26 protein-coding genes are annotated in these 18,949 nt (G+C 57.3%); 16 read left to right on the top strand and 10 right to left on the bottom strand.

Annotation, left to right across the window (positions count from 1 at the left end):
- Positions 1-17 precede the first annotated feature (17 nt).
- From MHZ89_RS12405 to MHZ89_RS12415, 3 genes are read left to right on the top strand one after another with little or no spacing between them, the layout of a single operon-like run.
- On the top strand, positions 18-872 hold the full coding sequence (locus tag MHZ89_RS12405; RefSeq protein WP_311783235.1) for an isochorismatase: 855 nt from the start codon (positions 18-20) through the stop codon (positions 870-872).
- Positions 869-1,627 carry a 2,3-dihydro-2,3-dihydroxybenzoate dehydrogenase gene (gene dhbA, locus MHZ89_RS12410; protein ID WP_120455380.1) on the top strand — a complete coding sequence of 253 codons (759 nt, stop codon included), beginning with the start codon at positions 869-871 and terminating at the stop codon, positions 1,625-1,627. Before MHZ89_RS12405 ends, dhbA begins: the two co-directional genes overlap by 4 nt.
- Before the next feature lie 3 nt (positions 1,628-1,630).
- Complete coding sequence (locus tag MHZ89_RS12415) at positions 1,631-2,047, top strand: hotdog fold thioesterase (RefSeq protein WP_096072476.1); 417 nt, start codon at positions 1,631-1,633, stop codon at positions 2,045-2,047.
- Between the two features lie 40 nt (positions 2,048-2,087).
- Here MHZ89_RS12415 and cgtA read toward each other — a convergent pair whose 3' ends face one another.
- From cgtA to rplU, 3 genes are all read right to left on the bottom strand, one after another.
- Complete coding sequence (gene cgtA, locus MHZ89_RS12420; RefSeq protein ID WP_120455378.1) at positions 2,088-3,260, bottom strand: Obg family GTPase CgtA; 1,173 nt, start codon at positions 3,258-3,260, stop codon at positions 2,088-2,090.
- Positions 3,261-3,489: 229 nt separating this feature from the next.
- Positions 3,490-3,747 carry a 50S ribosomal protein L27 gene (rpmA, locus tag MHZ89_RS12425; RefSeq protein WP_006121751.1) on the bottom strand — a complete coding sequence of 86 codons (258 nt, stop codon included), beginning with the start codon at positions 3,745-3,747 and terminating at the stop codon, positions 3,490-3,492.
- A gap of 15 nt (positions 3,748-3,762) precedes the next feature.
- Positions 3,763-4,074 (bottom strand): 50S ribosomal protein L21, encoded by a 312-nt coding sequence (gene rplU / locus MHZ89_RS12430; RefSeq protein WP_033749281.1) that lies wholly within the window; start codon positions 4,072-4,074, stop codon positions 3,763-3,765.
- Between the two features lie 256 nt (positions 4,075-4,330).
- Between rplU and ispB the strand changes: the two genes are divergently transcribed.
- Together ispB and MHZ89_RS12440 are read left to right on the top strand one after the other, a co-directional pair.
- Positions 4,331-5,302: an octaprenyl diphosphate synthase gene (gene ispB / locus MHZ89_RS12435; protein ID WP_311783236.1), complete on the top strand. Its 972-nt coding sequence runs from the start codon at positions 4,331-4,333 to the stop codon at positions 5,300-5,302.
- A 250-nt stretch (positions 5,303-5,552) separates the two neighbouring features.
- On the top strand, positions 5,553-5,855 hold the full coding sequence (locus MHZ89_RS12440; RefSeq protein ID WP_120455374.1) for a helix-turn-helix transcriptional regulator: 303 nt from the start codon (positions 5,553-5,555) through the stop codon (positions 5,853-5,855).
- Positions 5,856-5,923: 68 nt separating this feature from the next.
- Here the strand turns inward: MHZ89_RS12440 and murA are convergent, their stop codons facing one another.
- From murA to mlaF, 7 genes are all read right to left on the bottom strand, one after another.
- Positions 5,924-7,183 carry a UDP-N-acetylglucosamine 1-carboxyvinyltransferase gene (gene murA, locus MHZ89_RS12445; RefSeq protein WP_120455372.1) on the bottom strand — a complete coding sequence of 420 codons (1,260 nt, stop codon included), beginning with the start codon at positions 7,181-7,183 and terminating at the stop codon, positions 5,924-5,926.
- A gap of 66 nt (positions 7,184-7,249) precedes the next feature.
- Positions 7,250-7,507 carry a BolA family iron metabolism protein IbaG gene (gene ibaG / locus MHZ89_RS12450; RefSeq protein ID WP_120455370.1) on the bottom strand — a complete coding sequence of 86 codons (258 nt, stop codon included), beginning with the start codon at positions 7,505-7,507 and terminating at the stop codon, positions 7,250-7,252.
- A 115-nt stretch (positions 7,508-7,622) separates the two neighbouring features.
- Complete coding sequence (mlaB, locus tag MHZ89_RS12455) at positions 7,623-7,928, bottom strand: lipid asymmetry maintenance protein MlaB (protein WP_311783237.1); 306 nt, start codon at positions 7,926-7,928, stop codon at positions 7,623-7,625.
- A 2-nt stretch (positions 7,929-7,930) separates the two neighbouring features.
- Complete coding sequence (mlaC, locus tag MHZ89_RS12460) at positions 7,931-8,563, bottom strand: phospholipid-binding protein MlaC (protein ID WP_311783238.1); 633 nt, start codon at positions 8,561-8,563, stop codon at positions 7,931-7,933.
- A 13-nt stretch (positions 8,564-8,576) separates the two neighbouring features.
- Complete coding sequence (gene mlaD / locus MHZ89_RS12465) at positions 8,577-9,122, bottom strand: outer membrane lipid asymmetry maintenance protein MlaD (RefSeq protein ID WP_120455364.1); 546 nt, start codon at positions 9,120-9,122, stop codon at positions 8,577-8,579.
- Positions 9,123-9,126: 4 nt separating this feature from the next.
- A complete protein-coding gene (mlaE, locus tag MHZ89_RS12470; RefSeq protein WP_311783239.1) occupies positions 9,127-9,909 on the bottom strand; it encodes a lipid asymmetry maintenance ABC transporter permease subunit MlaE in 783 nt (260 codons plus the stop codon).
- A 4-nt stretch (positions 9,910-9,913) separates the two neighbouring features.
- A complete protein-coding gene (mlaF, locus tag MHZ89_RS12475) occupies positions 9,914-10,729 on the bottom strand; it encodes a phospholipid ABC transporter ATP-binding protein MlaF (RefSeq protein ID WP_311783240.1) in 816 nt (271 codons plus the stop codon).
- A gap of 225 nt (positions 10,730-10,954) precedes the next feature.
- Here mlaF and MHZ89_RS12480 point away from each other — a divergent pair, with 225 nt between their 5' ends.
- The 11 genes from MHZ89_RS12480 to npr all read left to right on the top strand — a co-directional run bounded on the left by MHZ89_RS12480 (position 10,955) and on the right by npr (position 18,946).
- Positions 10,955-11,935, top strand: coding sequence for a calcium/sodium antiporter (locus tag MHZ89_RS12480; protein ID WP_311783241.1), 981 nt, complete (start codon positions 10,955-10,957; stop codon positions 11,933-11,935).
- Between the two features lie 17 nt (positions 11,936-11,952).
- Positions 11,953-12,939: an arabinose-5-phosphate isomerase KdsD gene (gene kdsD, locus MHZ89_RS12485; protein WP_311783242.1), complete on the top strand. Its 987-nt coding sequence runs from the start codon at positions 11,953-11,955 to the stop codon at positions 12,937-12,939.
- 13 nt (positions 12,940-12,952) lie between these two features.
- On the top strand, positions 12,953-13,519 hold the full coding sequence (gene kdsC, locus MHZ89_RS12490; protein WP_311783243.1) for a 3-deoxy-manno-octulosonate-8-phosphatase KdsC: 567 nt from the start codon (positions 12,953-12,955) through the stop codon (positions 13,517-13,519).
- Entirely contained in the window at positions 13,516-14,094 is a 579-nt protein-coding gene (gene lptC / locus MHZ89_RS12495; RefSeq protein WP_120455353.1) for an LPS export ABC transporter periplasmic protein LptC, read from the top strand. The genes kdsC and lptC overlap by 4 nt, the downstream gene beginning before the upstream one ends.
- On the top strand, positions 14,063-14,611 hold the full coding sequence (lptA, locus tag MHZ89_RS12500) for a lipopolysaccharide ABC transporter substrate-binding protein LptA (protein WP_120455351.1): 549 nt from the start codon (positions 14,063-14,065) through the stop codon (positions 14,609-14,611). The genes lptC and lptA overlap by 32 nt, the downstream gene beginning before the upstream one ends.
- A 5-nt stretch (positions 14,612-14,616) precedes the next feature.
- Positions 14,617-15,342 (top strand): LPS export ABC transporter ATP-binding protein, encoded by a 726-nt coding sequence (gene lptB / locus MHZ89_RS12505; protein WP_311783244.1) that lies wholly within the window; start codon positions 14,617-14,619, stop codon positions 15,340-15,342.
- Between the two features lie 47 nt (positions 15,343-15,389).
- On the top strand, positions 15,390-16,823 hold the full coding sequence (gene rpoN / locus MHZ89_RS12510; RefSeq protein WP_311783245.1) for an RNA polymerase factor sigma-54: 1,434 nt from the start codon (positions 15,390-15,392) through the stop codon (positions 16,821-16,823).
- A 21-nt stretch (positions 16,824-16,844) separates the two neighbouring features.
- Positions 16,845-17,132, top strand: a complete 288-nt coding sequence (gene hpf / locus MHZ89_RS12515) for a ribosome hibernation promoting factor (protein ID WP_311783246.1) — start codon at positions 16,845-16,847, stop codon at positions 17,130-17,132.
- 156 nt (positions 17,133-17,288) lie between these two features.
- Positions 17,289-17,768: a PTS IIA-like nitrogen regulatory protein PtsN gene (gene ptsN / locus MHZ89_RS12520; protein WP_120455344.1), complete on the top strand. Its 480-nt coding sequence runs from the start codon at positions 17,289-17,291 to the stop codon at positions 17,766-17,768.
- Between the two features lie 54 nt (positions 17,769-17,822).
- On the top strand, positions 17,823-18,677 hold the full coding sequence (rapZ, locus tag MHZ89_RS12525; protein ID WP_311783247.1) for an RNase adapter RapZ: 855 nt from the start codon (positions 17,823-17,825) through the stop codon (positions 18,675-18,677).
- Positions 18,674-18,946 carry a PTS phosphocarrier protein NPr gene (npr, locus tag MHZ89_RS12530; RefSeq protein ID WP_311783248.1) on the top strand — a complete coding sequence of 91 codons (273 nt, stop codon included), beginning with the start codon at positions 18,674-18,676 and terminating at the stop codon, positions 18,944-18,946. The genes rapZ and npr overlap by 4 nt, the downstream gene beginning before the upstream one ends.
- Positions 18,947-18,949 lie beyond the last annotated feature (3 nt).

Genomic DNA, 18,949 nt, shown 5'->3' on the forward strand with positions numbered 1-18,949 from the left:
CCTGTTCCGGAGATTTTATGGCTATTCCAAAACTGACCTCATATCCGTTGCCTGCCGCCGCCGAGCTGCCCACCAACAAGGTGAAATGGACGCTGGAGCCGCAGCGCGCCGCGCTGCTTATTCATGATATGCAGGCCTATTTCCTTAACTTCTGGGGCGAAAACAGCCCGCTGGTTAATCAGGTGGTGGAGAATATCGCCCGCCTGCGCGCCTGGTGTAAGGAGCAGGGCATTCCGGTGTTCTATACCGCGCAGCCCAATCAGCAGAGCGATGAAGATCGCGCGCTGCTCAACGATATGTGGGGGCCGGGCCTGAACAAACATCCGGAGCAGCAGAAGATCGTGGATGCGCTGGCGCCCGATGCGGAGGATCAGGTACTGACCAAGTGGCGTTACAGCGCCTTTGTACGCTCGCCGCTGGAGTCGATCCTGCAGGAGATGGGCCGCGACCAGTTGATCATTACCGGCGTTTATGCGCACATCGGCTGCCTCACTACTGCTACCGACGCCTTTATGCGCAATATTCAGCCCTTTATGGTGGCGGATGCGCTGGCTGACTTTAGCCGCGAAGAGCATATGATGGCGCTGACCTATACCGCCGGACGCAGCGGCAAAGTAGTGATGACCGCCGATCTGATGCCGCTGCCGCTCAGCAAAGACGATCTGCGCGCGCTGATCCTGCCGCTGCTGGAGGATGACGACGTGCCGGAAGATAGCGAGAACCTGATCGACTACGGTCTGGATTCCGTTCGCATGATGGCGCTGGCGGCGCGCTGGCGTCAGGTACACGGCGATATCGACTTCGTTAGCCTGGCAAAAAACCCGACCATCGACGGCTGGTGGACGCTGCTGTCGCGGGAGCCTGCACAATGAGCCAGCACTTCGACTTCAGCGGTAAAATCGTCTGGGTAACCGGCGCAGGCCAGGGCATCGGCTATCATACCGCGCTCGCTTTCCATGCGGCGGGCGCGCAGGTTCAGGGCTTCGACCTGCGCTTTCACGACCATGACTACCCTTTCGCCTGCCACAGGCTGGACGTTGCGGACCCGGAGCAGGTGAAAGCGACGTGCCAGCCTCTGCTGGCGCAGCAGCCGCGGCTCGACGTGCTGGTAAATGGCGCGGGCATCCTGCGCATCGGCGCGACCGATGAAATCTCATTTGAAGATTTCCAGGCCTGTCTGGCGGTCAATGTCGGCGGCGCCTTTAATATGTTTCAGCAGACGCTGCCGCTCTTTCGCCAGCAGCGGGCGGGTGCCATCGTTACTATCGCCTCTAACTCGGCGCACGCGCCGCGTATTGGCATGTCAGCTTACGGCGCGTCGAAAGCCGCGCTGCGCAGCCTTGCCCTGACGGTGGGCCTGGAGATGGCGCCTTATGGGGTTCGGTGCAATATCGTTTCGCCCGGTTCGACCGATACCGAGATGCAGCGCAGCCTGTGGCATACGCCGACCGCCGAACAGGAGATGATCGACGGCTTCCCGGATCAATATAAGCTTGGGATCCCGCTGCGTAAGATCGCCAGACCGCAGGAGATCGCCCATAACGTGCTGTTCCTCGCCTCGGATCTCGCCAGCCATGTCGTGCTGCAGGATATCGTGGTCGACGGCGGCGCAACGCTGGGAGCCTGACCGATGGCGATCTGGAAACGCGAAACCGATCTCGACGCGCTGAACGCTATCGGCGAGAACTCGCTGGTGGCGCATATCGGCATCCGCTTTACCGCGATCGGCGACGACTATCTGGAAGCGGTGATGCCGGTTGACGCGCGCACCCATCAGCCTTTCGGCCTGCTACACGGCGGCGCGTCGGTGGTGCTGGCGGAGTCGATGGGATCGATCGCTGGCTACCTCTGCACCGAAGAGGGAAAAAGCGTGGTCGGCATTGAGGTGAACGCCAGCCACCACCGCTCAGTCTCCAGCGGCGAAGTGCGCGGTATCTGCCGTCCGCTGCATATCGGCTCACGCAATCAGGTGTGGCAGATAGAGATCCGCAACGCGCGCGGCCAGCTCTGCTGCTCGTCGCGTCTGACGGTGGCGGTGCTGGGATAAACAAAAAGGGACAGCTTTCGCTGTCCCTTTTTTTCCGGCATTAACGCTGGTAGATGATTTCGACGCCTTCGTCGTCATCTTCGTCCCAGTCGTCATCCCATTCTTCATCTTCTTCTTCAACCGCGCTTTCCATCGCTTCACGGTGGTAATCATCCCACATGAATTCGACTTTCTCGGGTTTCTTCTCTTCTTCTTCCGCTTCTTTCGGGTTGGCGTTGATGAAACTCATCACGTCCCAGCAGAGATCCTGAACGCCCTGGCGGCTTGCCGCAGAGATCAGGTAGTACTTCTCTTCCCAGCCCAGTGCCTCAGCAATCGCTTTGGCGCGCGCCTGCGCTTCCTCTTCGCTGATCAGGTCAACTTTGTTGAACACCAGCCAGCGCGGCTTGTTGAACAGCTTGTCGCTGTATTTTTCCAGCTCGCCGAGAATAATACGCGCGTTTTCCACCGGATCGGACTCGTCAATCGGCGCGATATCGATAAGGTGCAGCAGCACGCGGCAGCGCTCCAGGTGCTTCAGGAAGCGGATGCCGAGGCCAGCGCCTTCGGCAGCGCCTTCAATCAGGCCCGGGATATCGGCAACCACAAAGCTCTGCTCGCTGTCCATACGCACCACGCCCAGGCTCGGCACCAGCGTGGTAAACGGATAGTCCGCCACTTTTGGCTTAGCCGCCGATACGGCGCGGATAAAGGTCGATTTGCCGGCGTTCGGCAGGCCCAGCATGCCGACGTCGGCCAGCAGCATCAGCTCCAGCTGTAAATCGCGCTTCTCGCCCGGCGTACCCATGGTTTTCTGACGCGGCGTACGGTTTACCGAAGACTTAAAGCGGGTGTTGCCCAGCCCGTGCCAGCCGCCTTTGGCGACCATCAGCTTTTGCTCGTGGCGCGTCATATCGCCCAGCGTTTCGCCGGTACCCTGATCGATCACGCGCGTGCCGACCGGCACCTTGACGATGATGTCCTGACCGCGCTTGCCGGTACAGTCCCGGCTCTGGCCGTTCTGACCGCGCTCAGCGCGGAAAGATTTTTCAAAGCGGTAGTCAATCAGGGTATTCAGGTTTTCGTCGGCAACCAGGTAAACGTCACCGCCGTCACCGCCGTCGCCGCCGTCCGGACCGCCTTTAGGAATATATTTCTCACGGCGGAAGCTGACGCAGCCATTGCCGCCATCGCCGGCAACCACCAGGATTGTCGCTTCATCAACAAACTTCATTTTATTTCTCCGTCACACAATCGTCCGCGCTCCTGAGAGAGCAGCGGACGGGTCCGCCAGGGTCTGTCTGCGCTGACCGGCGGCGGATAAATCAGGACTGATTTGCATCAGGCGTACATAAAGTGTACAGCAATACAGAACGACAGGTCGCAGAATGTAAAAAGCCCCGCAATGGCTGCGGGGCTTTTATTCGTGCGTTCAGACAGTCGCTGTCTGCGTCACGACAACCTTACTCAGCAACGATGCTGATGTATTTACGGTTGTTCGGACCTTTCACTTCGAATTTTACTTTGCCGTCTGCGGTAGCGAACAGAGTGTGGTCACGACCACAACCTACGTTGTTACCGGCGTGGAATTTAGTGCCACGCTGACGAACGATGATGCTACCTGCCAGAACAGATTCGCCACCGAAACGTTTTACACCCAGACGTTTTGCATTGGAGTCACGACCGTTACGAGTCGAGCCACCAGCCTTTTTATGTGCCATTTGTCAGATCTCCTCTTAAGCGCTGATGCCAGTAATTTTCACATCAGTGAACCACTGACGGTGGCCAGCCTGCTTACGGTAGTGCTTACGACGACGAAACTTAACGATTTTAACTTTCTCGCCACGACCGTGAGCAACGATTTCAGCCTTGATCACGCCGCCTGAAACCAGTGGCGCGCCGATTTTCACGTCTTCGCCATTTGCGATCATCAGCACCTGGTCAAACTCAATGGTTTCACCGGTTGCGATGTCCAGCTTTTCCAGGCGAACGGTCTGACCTTCGCTTACTCGGTGTTGTTTACCACCACTTTGGAAAACCGCGTACATATAAAACTCCGCTTCTGCGCATGCCTTTCGTTCATCAGGCGGCGCGATAAATATTCACAATAGGGCGCGAATTCTACGCAAAACTCCAGCAGAAGACAAGTGCACTTTGCACTCTCTTGCAGAAAAAAAACACAGGCCGATCGCAAACGTTTCTCATCCGGAAAATTCAAGTACAATCAGTAACAGATTACCTGAACTCAGGCTGGTTAAAGCACGTACCATGAGCCGTTGAAACGAGTCAAAGCTGAACAGACGAATGAACTTAGAACAAATTAATGAATTAACCGCGCAGGATATGGCGGCCGTCAACCAGACCATCCTCGACCAGCTGAATTCCGAGGTCTCGCTGATTAATCAGCTGGGCTATTACATCATCAGCGGCGGCGGTAAGCGCATCCGTCCGATGATCGCCGTGCTCTCAGCACGCGCGCTGGGCTATCAGGGCGAACTGCACGTCACTAACGCGGCGCTGATCGAATTTATCCACACCGCGACGCTGCTGCATGACGACGTGGTGGATGAATCCGATATGCGTCGCGGCAAAGCCACCGCGAACGCGGCGTTCGGCAATGCGGCCAGCGTGCTGGTCGGCGATTTTATCTATACGCGCGCCTTCCAGATGATGACCAGCATGGGTTCGCTGCGTATCCTGGCGCTGATGTCCGAAGCGGTGAACGTGATCGCCGAAGGCGAAGTATTGCAGCTGATGAACGTCAACGACCCTGATATCACCGAAGAGAGCTATATGCGCGTGATTTACAGCAAAACCGCGCGTTTGTTCGAGGCGGCGTCGCAGGCATCCGCCATTCTCGCCGAGGCGACTCCGGCGCAGGAACAAGCGATGCAGGATTACGGACGCTTCCTCGGCACAGCTTTCCAGTTAATCGACGATCTGCTCGACTACAGCGCCGACGGCGCTACGCTGGGTAAAAATACCGGCGACGATCTGAGCGAGGGCAAACCGACGCTGCCGCTGCTGCATGCGATGCATAACGGCACGCCGGAACAGACGAAAATGATCCGCGAGGCGATCGAACAGGGCAACGGCCGTCATCTTCTCGAACCGGTGCTGGCCGCGATGCACCAGTGCGGCTCGCTGGAGTGGACGCGCAAGCGCGCCGAACAGGAAGCGGATAAAGCGATTGAGGCGCTCAGCGCACTGCCGGAATCCCCCTGGCGCAGCGCGCTTGAATCGCTGGCGCATATGTCTGTACAGCGCGATTTCTGATATCCCCCGGAGCTGCCTGCGCAGCTCCGCTCTCTGATTTTCCTCTCCGCTTCGCCTTTTTCAGCAATACCTTCTGTCTGTTGCCGCGCTTTTGCGTGGTGACGCGCACTTCTCGGGACTGGTCCAAAAATTACTGGAAAGAAATGGAACGTTTCTGTTATAAAATTTCTATAAATTTCCAGATAAGAGAAACCGATAACGCCCCTGGCTATACAGGGAACAGACATGCAAGGAACAAGGAGAATGCGATATGCAAAAAAGGAATAAAGACTGGCATCCAGCCGATGTGATAGCCGCGCTGCGCAGACGCGGTACAACGCTGGCGGCATTATCACGCCAGGCAGGATTAAGTTCATCCACGCTGGCGAATGCCCTGTCGCGTCCATGGCCAAAAGGCGAATGGCTGATTGCCGACGCGATTAACGTCCATCCCGCTGAGATCTGGCCAAGCCGCTACTACGATCCGAAGACTCATCTGCTGCTGGATCGTAAAAAGCGTATTCGATCCCCTTCAGGGCATGAGAAGTGCAAGCAGGATCCCACCAGCACCTGAAGATCCTTCAGGCACAAAAAAACCAGCCGCGCGAACGTGGCTGGTTTCAGTAACGATAAAAGTCGCGATTACTCGCCGCTTACGCGCTCAATCTGAGCGCCCATCGCCTTCAGCTTGTCTTCGATGTGCTCATAGCCGCGATCGATATGGTAGATGCGATCCACCAGCGTCGTGCCTTCAGCGATGCAGCCCGCCAGCACCAGACTCGCCGATGCGCGCAGGTCGGTCGCCATTACCTGTGCGCCGGAGAGTTTTTCCACGCCGTGACAGATAGCGGTGTTGCTCTCGATCTCCGCGTGCGCGCCCATACGAATCAGCTCAGGAATATGCATAAAGCGGTTTTCGAAAATCGTTTCGGTGATCACGCCCGTCCCTTCCGCGACCAGGTTAAGCAGGGTGAACTGCGCCTGCATATCCGTCGGGAAGCCAGGGTGCGGCGCGGTACGCACGTTTACCGCTTTAGGGCGTTTGCCGTGCATGTCCAGGCTGATCCAGTCGTCGCCGGTTTCAATGTCGGCGCCCGCGTCGCGCAGTTTCGCCAGCACCGCGTCCAGCGTGTCCGGCTGGGTGTTGCGACACAGCACTTTACCGCCTGAGATCGCCGCCGCTACCAGGAAGGTGCCGGTTTCGATACGATCCGGCAGCACGCGGTAGACGCCGCCGCCCAGACGCTCAACGCCTTCAATGGTGATCTTATCGGTGCCTGCGCCGCTGATCTTCGCGCCCAGCGTAATCAGGAAGTTGGCGGTATCGACAATTTCCGGCTCGCGCGCTGCGTTCTCAATGATGGTGACGCCGGTCGCCAGCGTCGCGGCGCTCATGATGGTGACCGTCGCGCCGACGCTCACCTTATCCATCACGATATGCGCGCCTTTCAGACGGCCATTGACAGAGGCTTTAACGTAGCCCTCTTCCAGCTTGATTTCCGCGCCCAGCTGCTCCAGACCCGTAATATGCAGATCGACCGGACGCGCGCCAATCGCGCAGCCGCCCGGCAGAGAAACCTGTCCCTGGCCAAAGCGCGCCACCAGCGGGCCCAGCGCCCAGATAGATGCGCGCATGGTTTTCACCAGCTCATACGGTGCGCAGTAAATATCGACTTTGCTGGCGTCAACGTGGACGGAACCGTTGCGCTCAACCTTCGCACCCAGCTGGCTCAGCAGCTTCATAGTGGTATCGATATCGCGCAGCTTCGGCACGTTCTGGATCTCGACCGGCTCTTCAGCCAGCAACGCAGCAAACAGAATCGGCAGCGCGGCATTTTTCGCCCCGGAAATGGTCACTTCACCACTCAGACGGGTGGGGCCTTGCACACGAAATTTGTCCATTAACACGGCTCTCAATTAACTAAAGACGGGTAGAGCTCGCCAGCGGCGAGCGCCCATGATGCAGGCTCAGAAACCGTTGAGTTTACGGTCACGCGCCCATTCAGCAGGGGTATAGGTTTTAATGGAGACGGCATGAATGCGGTTGTCGGCAATGTATTCCATCAGCGGCGCGTAAACGGCCTGCTGTTTCTTCACACGGCTCAGTTCGCCAAACATTTCACCTACGGCAATCACCTGAAAGTGGCTACCGTCGTTGCTCATCACATGCACTTCTTCCAGCGGCAGCGCTTTCATCAGCACAGCCTGAATTTCACTGTTTTCCATTGCTCATTACTTAAGTTGAAAATAATAAAGGGTAACATCTTAGAGGAAAGCGGCGGACTCTTAAACATGCAAAAGCCCCTGCGAAAAACAGGGGCTTAACAGAGCAGAAAAGCGATCAGCTGCTTTTTTCCGCAGAAACAATAATCTGCTGAAGATTGTAGAGAGTAATCAGCGACTGCAATTTTTCGCTGATGCCGCTAAAACGCGGCGTAATGCCCTGCGCACGCGCAATTTCCCGCAGATGAACCAGCAAAGCCAGACCGGCTGAATCGACGCGCGCCAGTCCCGAGACGTCAATAATCTCCGCTTTGTCGATCAGCGTGTCGCGCTGCTGCCACAGCGCCAGCAGCGTATCGCGGTTCAGTTCGCCGTACAGCGACAGCGTGCTGGCGTCACGCTGCCAGCGTAATGACTCATGCATCGTTACTGTTTATCCAGCGTAATCGGCTGCGCCGCGTAGGTTTTAAGCTGCGCGGTCAGGCCGTCGATGCCTTTGGTGCGCAGCAGGTCGCTCCACTCGTTCTGTTTGGTGGTGATCATGCTGACCCCTTCCGCCACCATATCGTAGGCCTGCCAGTTTCCGGTCTGGCTGTTCTTACGCCACTGGAAATCCAGACGTACCGGCGGGCGACCGTTGGGATCGAGAATGGTCACGCGAATCGCGATGATATTGGCATTGCCCAGCGGCTGCTCCGGCTGGATCTGATAAGTCTGGCCGTGGTAGAGCGCCAGCGCCTGGCCATAAGCCTGCGCCAGATAATCGCCGAACGCGTTGAAATAGGCTTCACGCTGCGCCGGCGTCGCTTCCCGGTAGTAGCGGCCCAGCACTAACGCGCCGGCATACTTAATCTGAACGTAAGGCAGCAGCTCCTGGCGCACCACGTCGCGCAGGTAGTTTGGGTTCTGCTTGATTTTCGGCTGCTCGTTTTTCAGGCGGGTGAAGGTTTTCGCCGCCGCTTCGTTCATCAGCTTATAGGGGTTGGTTTGATCGGCTGCATTCGCCGCAGCCAGCGGCGCGATGACCAGCATGGCAACCATCAGTAAACGCTTAAACATTAATTTTTACCTCTTAAGGTTGGGCCGGGGCCGCAGGCGCGCTGTCGGCGCTCTGCGGATCCTTGTTATTCGTGCCATTTTTATTGTCGCCGCCGCTCTTATACAGGAACTGACCAATCAGGTCTTCCAGCACGATAGCCGACTTGGTATCGCGGAGCGTATCGCCGTCTTTTAACATCGCCGAGCCCAGTTCGGGATCGTCGAAACCTAAATTCAATGCTAAAAACTGCTCGCCGAGTAAGCCTTGCGTGCGGATCGCCAGCGAGCTGGTGTCAGAGATCTTATTGGCGTACTCGTCGCTGATCGCCATAGTGACGCGCGGCAGCAGGGTTTTAGGTTCCAGGGAGATGTCGGTAACGCGGCCAATCACCACGCCGCCGATTTTGACCGGCGAGCTTACTTTCAGCCCGCCGATATTATCGAAGGTAGCATAGAGCTGCCAGGTCGGCTGCGTGCCGAGCGACTTAAGATCCGCTACGCGCAGGCAGAGAAACAGCATCGCCACCAGCGCCAGAAGCATAAACACGCCAACCCAAATTTCGCTTTTTTTGCTTTGCATTGCATTAGTTCCCAAACATCAGTGCTGTCAGCACAAAATCCAGACCGAGCACCGCCAGTGAGGCGTGCACCACGGTGCGCGTCGTCGCGCGGCTAATCCCTTCAGAGGTCGGAATCGCGTCGTAACCGTTAAACAGCGCGATCCAGGTGACCGTCACGGCAAAAACGGCGCTTTTGATAATGCAGTTGATTACGTCAGTGCGAAAATCGACCGCGTTTTGCATCGCCGACCAGAAAAAGCCGGGATCGATGCCCTTCCAGCTCACGCCTACCAGCGCGCCGCCTGCAATACCGACGGCGGTGAAGATCAGCGTCAGCAGCGGCATACTGATAAAGCCCGCCCAGAAGCGCGGCGAAACGACGCGACGCAGCGGATCCACCGCCATCATCTCCATGCTGGAGAGCTGCTCGGTCGCCTTCATCAGGCCAATCTCCGCCGTCAGCGCCGATCCGGCGCGGCCGGCGAACAGCAGCGCGGTGACCACCGGCCCCAGCTCGCGCAGCAGCGACAGCGCCACCAGCATGCCGAGACTGGTTTCCGCGCTGTAGGTTGTCAGCACCAGATAGCCTTGCAGCCCCAGCACCATGCCGATAAACAGCCCGGAAACCACGATGATCAGCAGCGACAAAACGCCGACGCTATAGAGCTGCCTGATTAGCAGCGGCGCGTGTTTACGAAAGGCAGGTTTGCCCACCAGCGCGTGAAACAGCATTAAGCCTGCCCGGCCAAAGGTGGAACAGGTATTAATTCCCCGACGTCCCAATGACGCCAGCGCCTTTAACAACATTGGCTTACATTCTCCCTGAGCCGATTAAATCGGCAAGATAGTCTCCGGCGGCAAACCGGAACGGGACAGGTCCGTCCGCAATCCCATCCAGAAACTGACGCACGCGCGGATCGGGGTTTTCCCGCAGCTCCGGCGTGCTGCCCTGAGCGATGATTTTCTGCCCGGCCACGATATAGGCCCTGTCGGCGATGCTGAGTACCTCAGGCACGTCGTGCGATACCACAATGCAGGTCAGACCCAGCGAGTGGTTCAGCTCGTCGATCAGCTTTACCAGCACGCCCATGGTAATGGGATCCTGGCCGACGAAAGGTTCGTCGAACATAATCAGCTCCGGCTCAAGCGCGATAGCGCGGGCCAGCGCCGCACGCCGCGCCATACCACCGGAAAGCTCTGCCGGTTTTAGCTGCGCCGCGCCGCGTAATCCCACCGCCTCCAGCTTCATCATCACCGTACTGTGCAGCAGCGGCGCAGGAAGCTGAGTATGCTCGCGCAGCGGCCAGGCCACGTTTTCATAGACGGTCAGATCGGTGAACAGCGCGCCGGACTGGAACAGCATGCTCATCTTTTTACGGGTTTCATAGAGTTTCGCGCGGGACAGCCGAGGAATGTTTTCGCCGCGAAACCAGATCTCGCCCCGATCGGGCTGTAACTGGCCGCCAATCAGGCGCAGCAGCGTAGTTTTACCTATGCCCGACGGTCCCATAATGGCCGTGACTTTTCCCTTTGGCACCGTCAACGAAATATCGTCAAAAATTGGACGATCGCCGCGTGAAAAACTGACGCCACGAACCTCAACCAGGTTCGTTTCCTGTTGGTCCATTATTACCTCTTCTGTGGAGCGGGCGTTATAAAGCGTACGATGGTAGCCTGTAACACGCCAGCACACGATAGCTTTACAGAAACTTACCGCCTTCATTTGGCTAAAGCGGGCATAAAATTTACTTTTGCCGCTCAGACGGTCAAAATCAGCGCCTGTTTATGATGACAGAACCTGAAACCTGCCGCACAAGACGTGCCGGCAACGCATTTCATCCAAGGATTTTCCATGTTCGTAGCCTCTGCCCTGCTGATCATCGGTTTGATTTTACTGGCTTATGGTGCCGATCGCCTGGTGTTTAGCGCCGCGATCCTGTGTCGATCCTTTGGTATCCCGCCGCTGATTATCGGCATGACGGTCGTCAGCATCGGCACGTCGCTGCCGGAGATGATCCTCTCTTTTTCGGCGGCGCAGCATGGTCAGATGGATCTCGCCGTAGGCACCGCGCTGGGTTCCAACATTACCAATATTCTACTGATACTCGGTGCCGCGGCGCTGCTGCACCCCCTGAACATATACTCCAATCTGGTACGACGCGAGCTACCGCTGATGCTGCTGGTCTCGCTACTCAGCGGTCTGATGCTGTTCGATAACTACCTGAGCCGCCTTGACGGTCTCGGCCTGATCGCTATCGCCATCGTCTATTTGCTGGTGGCGATCCGCTTTGCCCGCCGCGCCGAACGCGACAATAGCGACACCCTGACGCGCGAACAGCTTGCAGAACTGCCGCGTGAAGAGAGCGGCAATACGGTAGCCTTTCTCTGGCTGGCGGTCGCGCTGATTATTTTGCCGATGGCGACGCGCATGGTGATCGACAACGCTACCGCCTTTGCCGATTACTTCGGCGTCAGCGAACTGGTGATGGGCGGGACGCTCATTGCGGTAGGCACCAGTCTGCCGGAGCTGGCGACGGTGCTGGCGGGCGCGCTGAAGGGCGAAGATGATATCGCTATCGGCAATTTAATCGGCGCCAATATTTATAATATCGCCATCGTGCTGGGCTTACCGGCGCTGATAAACCCCGGCAGCGTCGATGAACACGCTTTTGCGCGCGATTACTGGGTGATGCTGGGAGTCAGCGTGCTGTTCGCCCTGCTCTGCCTGCAGCGCAGCCGCCGCATCGGCCGCGTTGCGGGTGCGTTCTTACTCTGTGGTTTCATCGTCTGGGGCGCGCTTTTGTGGATTCAGCCCGCTTTCATCGACGGATAACAAAGGACCGATTTGCCATGTCAACTCAGCTTTCAATTGCGAATTTCGACTTTCAGACGGCGGGAAAAGCGGTACTGCGCATTGAGCGTGAAGGTCTGGAGCAGCTGGACCAGTATATTAACGACGACTTCACGCGCGCCTGTGAGATGATCTATCGCTGCCAGGGCAAAGTCGTCGTTATGGGCATGGGCAAATCGGGCCATATCGGCAAAAAGATGGCCGCTACCTTCGCCAGTACCGGCACGCCCGCTTTTTTCGTGCATCCCGGCGAAGCCAGCCACGGCGATCTCGGCATGGTCGGCCACAGTGATATTGTGCTCGCCATCTCCAACAGCGGCGAGTCCAATGAGATTCTGGCGCTGATCCCGGTGCTGAAGCGGCAGCATGTGAAGCTTATCTGCCTTACCAGCCGCCCCGACAGCGCGATGGGCCGCGTCGCGGACGTGCACCTGTGCGTGAAAGTGCCGCAGGAAGCCTGCCCGCTCGGACTCGCGCCTACCAGCAGCACCACTGCGACGCTGGTAATGGGCGACGCGCTGGCGGTCGCGCTGCTGGAAGCGCGCGGCTTTACCGCAGAAGATTTCGCGCTGTCGCATCCGGGCGGCGCGCTGGGACGCAAGCTGCTGCTGCACGTCAGCGACATTATGCACAGCGGCGACGAGATCCCGCACGTCACGCGCGACGCATCGCTGCGCGACGCGCTGCTGGAGATCACGCGTAAAAATTTAGGGCTGACGGTAATTGTCGACGATCTGATGAAGATCGAAGGCATCTTTACCGACGGCGACCTGCGCCGCATCTTCGATATGGGCATCGACTTCCAGAAGGCCACTATTTCGGAAGTGATGACGCGCGGCGGCATTCGGGTTCGTCCCAATATGCTGGCGGTAGAAGCGCTGAACCTGATGCAAAACAAAAACATTACCGCACTGCTGGTGGCCGATGACGATCGTCTGCTCGGTGTGGTACATATGCATGACATGCTGCGCGCCGGCGTAGTCTGAACAGGAAATGAGAATGTCGGTAAATACTTCCCTGGTGGAAACCTGCTACGGCCCGGTCAGCGCGGAGGTGATGGCGCGCGCCAGCCAGATCCGGCTGCTGATTTGCGACGTCGACGGCGTGATGTCGGACGGCGTGATCTATATGGGTAATAATGGCGAAGAGCTGAAGGCCTTTAACGTGCGCGACGGCTACGGCGTCCGCTGTTTGCTAACCTCTGATATAGAGGTGGCGATTATTACCGGGCGCAATGCGCGCCTGATGGAGGATCGCTGCAAAACTTTAGGCATTCGTCATCTTTACCAGGGACAGTCCGATAAGCTTTTGGCCTATCGCGAACTTCTGGATAAACTGTCGCTTTCCGACGAACAGGTCGCCTATATCGGCGATGACCTTATCGACTGGCCGGTGATGGCCCGCGTAGGGCTGAGCGTGGCGGTAGCGGATGCGCATCCGGTATTGCTGCCGCGCGCCCATTACGTCACGCGCATTGCGGGCGGACGCGGCGCAGTGCGCGAACTGTGCGACCTGATTTTAATGGCGCAGAACAAATTTGAGGATGCCAAAGGGCAATCAGTATGAGTAAAAGCAGGCGTTGGATAACGCTGATTCTGGCCTTGATTGCGCTGGTGCTGATCGGCTGGAACCTGACCAGCCAGGATGACAATAGCGCGCCGGTCGCCGCCAACGATCAGGAACCGACCTATACCAGCGCGAATTCGAATACCGTGGTCTACAACCCGCAAGGGGCGCTGGCCTACAAACTGGTGTCGGAAAAAGTAACCTATTTCTCGGCGGATGAGGTGAGCTGGTTCGACAAGCCGGTCATGACCACCTACGACGAAAATAAGGTGCCAACCTGGTCTGTACGCGCCGATAAGGCCAAATTAACGAAAGATCGTATGCTGTATCTGTATGGCCATGTCGAGGTGAACACCCTGACGCAGGATTCGCAGCTTCAGCGCATCAAAACTGACAACGCGCAGGTCAACCTCGTCTCGCAGGATGTGACGTCCGACGATCAGGTGACCTTATTCGGGCGCGGTTTTAACTCTACCGGCATGAAGATGCGCGGAAATTTACGGACGAAAAACGCCGAGTTGATTGAAAAGGTCAAAACTTATTATGAAATCCAAAATGCACAACAACAGCCTTAAGTTTTTCCTGGTCGGCGCGCTGCTGGCGGCCAGTTTGCCCGCGCTGGCGGTGACCGGCGACTCGGACAAACCCGTCAACATCGATTCCGAGAATCAGGCGCTTGACCTGCAAGGCAATGTGGCGACCTTTACCGGCAACGTCATCGTGACCCAGGGAACGATCAAAATCACCGCTGACAAAGTGGTGGTGACGCGTCCCGGCGGCGACAGCAACAAAACCATCGTCGATGCCTACGGCAATCCCGCTACCTTCTATCAGATGCAGGACAGCGGCAAGCCGGTTCAGGGTCACGCCGCCAAACTGCACTATGAGCTGGCGAAAGATTTCGTTGAGCTGACCGGCAACGCCTACATTGAGCAGCAGGACAGCAATATTAAAGGCGACCGCATTACCTATCTGGTCAAAGAGCAGAAAATGCAGGCCTACAGCCAGGGCCAGAGCAAACGCGTCACCACTGTGCTGGTGCCGTCGCAGCTGCAGGACAAGAACGCTAACAGCCCGAAAAAGAGTAACTGATCGCTATGGCCACATTAATCGCAGAAAACCTGGCGAAGGCCTATAAAGGCCGTCGCGTGGTGGAAGATGTCAGCCTGCAGGTGAAATCCGGCGAGATCGTCGGCCTGCTCGGCCCTAACGGCGCGGGTAAGACCACCACCTTCTATATGGTCGTCGGCATCGTGCCGCGCGACGCTGGCCGCATCGTGATCGACCAGGACGATATCAGCATTCTGCCGCTGCACGCACGCGCGCGTCGCGGTATCGGCTATCTACCGCAGGAAGCGTCGATTTTCCGCCGCCTGAGCGTCTATGACAATCTGATGGCGGTGCTGCAAATCCGCGACGATCTTACCGAAGAGCAGCGCCAGGATCGCGCCAACGAGCTGATGGATGAGTTTCATATCGCCCATCTGCGCGACAGCATGGGTCAGGCGCTGTCGGGCGGCGAACGCCGCCGCGTAGAAATCGCCCGCGCGCTGGCCGCTAATCCTAAATTTATCCTGCTTGATGAGCCTTTTGCCGGCGTCGATCCCATTTCGGTTATCGACATCAAAAAGATTATTGAGCACCTGCGCGACAGCGGCCTCGGCGTACTGATTACCGACCATAACGTGCGTGAAACCCTGGCGGTTTGCGAACGCGCTTATATCGTCAGCCAGGGGCGTCTTATCGCCCACGGCACGCCCAATGAAATTCTTGCAGATGAGCAGGTTAAACGGGTTTATTTGGGCGAAGAGTTCAGACTCTGATAAGGTGTCGTTAATACGATGTTTGCTTAGGAAATTTCGTCCTGAATATGAAGCAAGGTTTGCAACTCAGGTTCAGCCAACAGCTGGCAATGACTCCGCAGTTGCAGCAGGCAATCCGGCTGCTGCAGCTCTCTACGCTTGAGCTGCAGCAAGAGCTGCAGCTGGCGCTGGAGAGCAATCCGTTGCTGGAACAGGCTGAAGTGCATGAAGAGATCGACAGCCGCGACTATCAGGAAGATGAGGTGCTGGACACGCGCGAGGCGCTTGAACAGAAAGAGATGCCGGACGATCTGCCGCTCGACGCCACCTGGGACGAAATGTACACCGCAGGCACGCCTTCCGGCACCGGCACTGACTATCAGGATGACGAACTGCCGATCTATCAGGGCGAGACAACCCAGTCGCTACAGGATTACCTGATGTGGCAGGTGGATCTCACCCCTTTCACCGATACCGATCGCGCTATTGCCACCTCGATCGTCGATGCTATCGACGATACCGGATACCTTACCGTTTCGCTTGACGAGATCCTCGACAGCATGGGCAATGACGAGCTGGCGCTGGATGAGGTCGAGGCGGTGCTGAAGCGTATCCAGCGCTTCGATCCGGTGGGCGTCGGCGCGCGCGATCTGCGCGACTGCCTGCTGGTGCAGCTTTCTCAGTTCGCGCCGACCACGCCGATGCTGGCCGAAGCACGCCTGATTGTCAGCAACCACCTCGATCTGCTGGCTAATCACGATTTCCGCAGCCTGATGCGCGTAACCCGTTTCAAAGAAGATGTGCTGAAAGAGGCGATGCTGCTGATCCAGTCGCTGGATCCACGCCCTGGCCAGTCGGTACAGACCGGCGAGCCGGAATATGTCATTCCCGACGTGCTGGTCCGCAAGATCGGCACGCGCTGGACGGTAGAACTGAATGCCGACAGCGTGCCGCGTCTGAAGATCAATCAACACTATGCCGCTATGGGCGGCGCCGCGCGTAACGACAGCGACAGCCAGTTTATCCGCAGCAATCTGCAAGAGGCGCGATGGCTGATTAAAAGCCTGGAAAGCCGCAACGATACGCTGCTGAAAGTGACGCGCTGCATCGTTGAGCAGCAGCAGGCTTTTTTCGAGCAGGGCGAAGAGTTTATGCGTCCGATGGTGCTGGCGGATATCGCGCAGGCCGTGGATATGCATGAATCCACTATTTCGCGCGTGACCACGCAGAAATATCTGCACAGCCCGCGCGGCATCTTTGAACTTAAATATTTTTTCTCCAGCCACGTCAATACCGAAGGCGGTGGCGAAGCCTCCTCTACGGCTATTCGCGCGCTGGTGAAAAAATTAATCTCGGCGGAGAATCCCGCTAAACCCTTGAGTGACAGTAAGCTTACCTCCATGTTATCTGAACAAGGCATCATGGTGGCGCGCCGAACCGTCGCTAAATATCGCGAGTCTTTATCTATCCCGCCCTCCAACCAGCGTAAACAGCTGGTTTGACAGAAATGAGAAGGAAGACCTATGCAGCTAAACCTCACTGGGCAAAATGTTGAAATCACCGAAGCGCTGCGTGAATTCATCAGCAGTAAATTTGCCAAACTGGAACACTATTTCGATCGTATCAATCAGGTTTATATTGTTCTGAAAGTGGAAAAGGTCACTCAGGTTGCGGAAGCGACCTTGCATGTCAACGGCGGCGAGCTGCACGCCACGGCGGAAGCGGAAGATATGTATGCGGCGCTTGACGGGCTGGTCGATAAACTCGCCCGTCAGCTAACCCGGCATAAAGACAAACTGAAAAAACACTAACCTTCACGCTTGCAGAGCGCGCGCCGCGCGCTCAGGGCGGTCTGGATGGGGCGGATTTACCGCCCCGTTTTGCCATCTGTGCAAGCGCCACGGGATACCGCGCGGCTGTTAAGCGCGGCAGGCTCGCGGCTCTGTGAACTCGCAAGTGAAACGACAATGAACAACGATCTGACACTGGAACTGAGCACCGTGCTGACGCCGGACTGTACGCGCAACGGCGTACACTGCCAGAGTAAAAAGCGCGCGCTGGAAATTATCAGCGAACTGGCAGCGAAGCAGCTTAATCTGCCGCATCAAACGCTGTTTGAAGCGATCCTGACCCGTGAACGCATGGGCAGTACCGGCATCGGCAACGGTATCGCTATTCCGCACGGCAAGCTGGAAGAGGATACGCTGCGCGCCGTAGGCGTCTTTATCAGCCTTGACCAGCCTATCGCATTCGACGCGGTGGACAACCAGCCGGTCGATCTGCTGTTTGCGCTGCTGGTACCCGCGGACCAGTGCAAAACCCACCTGCACACCCTGTCTCTGGTCGCGAAACGTCTGGCTGACAAGACCGTGTGTCGCCGCCTGCGCGCGGCGCAAAGCGATGAAGAACTCTACGCCATTATTACAGAAGCTCCAGAGGAGCAGTAACGCGCGCTGCGCTTTTACCGGCGTGCGCGCCGGTTTAAAACGGGAGAGAAGGTCATGGTGCTGATGATCGTTAGCGGTCGGTCAGGCTCAGGAAAATCGGTGGCGCTACGCGCGCTTGAAGATATGGGTTTCTACTGCGTCGATAACCTGCCCGTGGTGCTGTTGCCCGAGCTGGCGAACTCGCTGGTAGAGCGTAATATTTCGGCTGCCGTCAGCATCGACGTGCGCAACATGCCGGAGTCGCCGGAAATTTTTGAAACTGCGCTGAATAATCTGCCGGACGCCTTTTCACCGCAGCTGCTGTTTCTGGACGCCGATCGCAATACGCTGATCCGCCGCTACAGCGACACGCGCCGCCTGCATCCGCTCTCCAGTAAGAACCTGTCGCTGGAAAGCGCTATCGACGAAGAGAACGATCTGCTGGAGCCGCTGCGCTCACGGGCCGATTTAATTATCGATACATCTGAAATGTCGGTTCACGAGCTGGCGGAGATGCTGCGCACGCGGCTGCTGGGCAAGCGCGAACGCGAGCTGACGATGGTATTTGAGTCGTTTGGCTTCAAGCATGGCATCCCTATCGATGCCGACTACGTTTTCGACGTGCGCTTTCTGCCTAACCCGCACTGGGATCCCAAGCTGCGTCCGATGACCGGCCTCGATCGCCCCGTCGCGGCGTTTCTCGATCGCCATACCGAAGTGCACAATTTTATCTACCAGACGCGTAGCTACCTTGAGCTGTGGCTGCCGATGCTGGAAACCAACAACCGCAGCTATCTTACCGTCGCTATCGGCTGTACGGGCGGTAAACACCGTTCGGTTTATATCGCCGAGCAGCTGGCGGACTACTTCCGCTCACGCGGCAAAAATGTACAGTCGCGCCATCGCACGCTGGAAAAACGCAAATCATGACCGTCAAACAAACTGTAGAAATTAAAAACAGGCTGGGCATGCATGCGCGTCCGGCCATGAAGCTGTTTGAACTGGTGCAGAGCTTTGACGCTGAGGTTCTGCTGCGTAACGAGTCCGGGACCGAGGCGGAGGCCAGCAGCGTTATCGCACTGCTGATGCTCGACTCGGCAAAGGGCGGGCATATTGAAATTGAAGCCAGCGGCCCGGAAGAACAGCAGGCGCTGGCTGCCGTTATCGAACTTTTCGAGGCTGGCTTCGACGAAGATTAATCG

The organism is Pantoea sp. ACRSB (assembly GCF_022346905.1).
GTDB classification, from domain to species: Bacteria; Pseudomonadota; Gammaproteobacteria; order Enterobacterales; family Enterobacteriaceae; genus Pantoea; species Pantoea piersonii.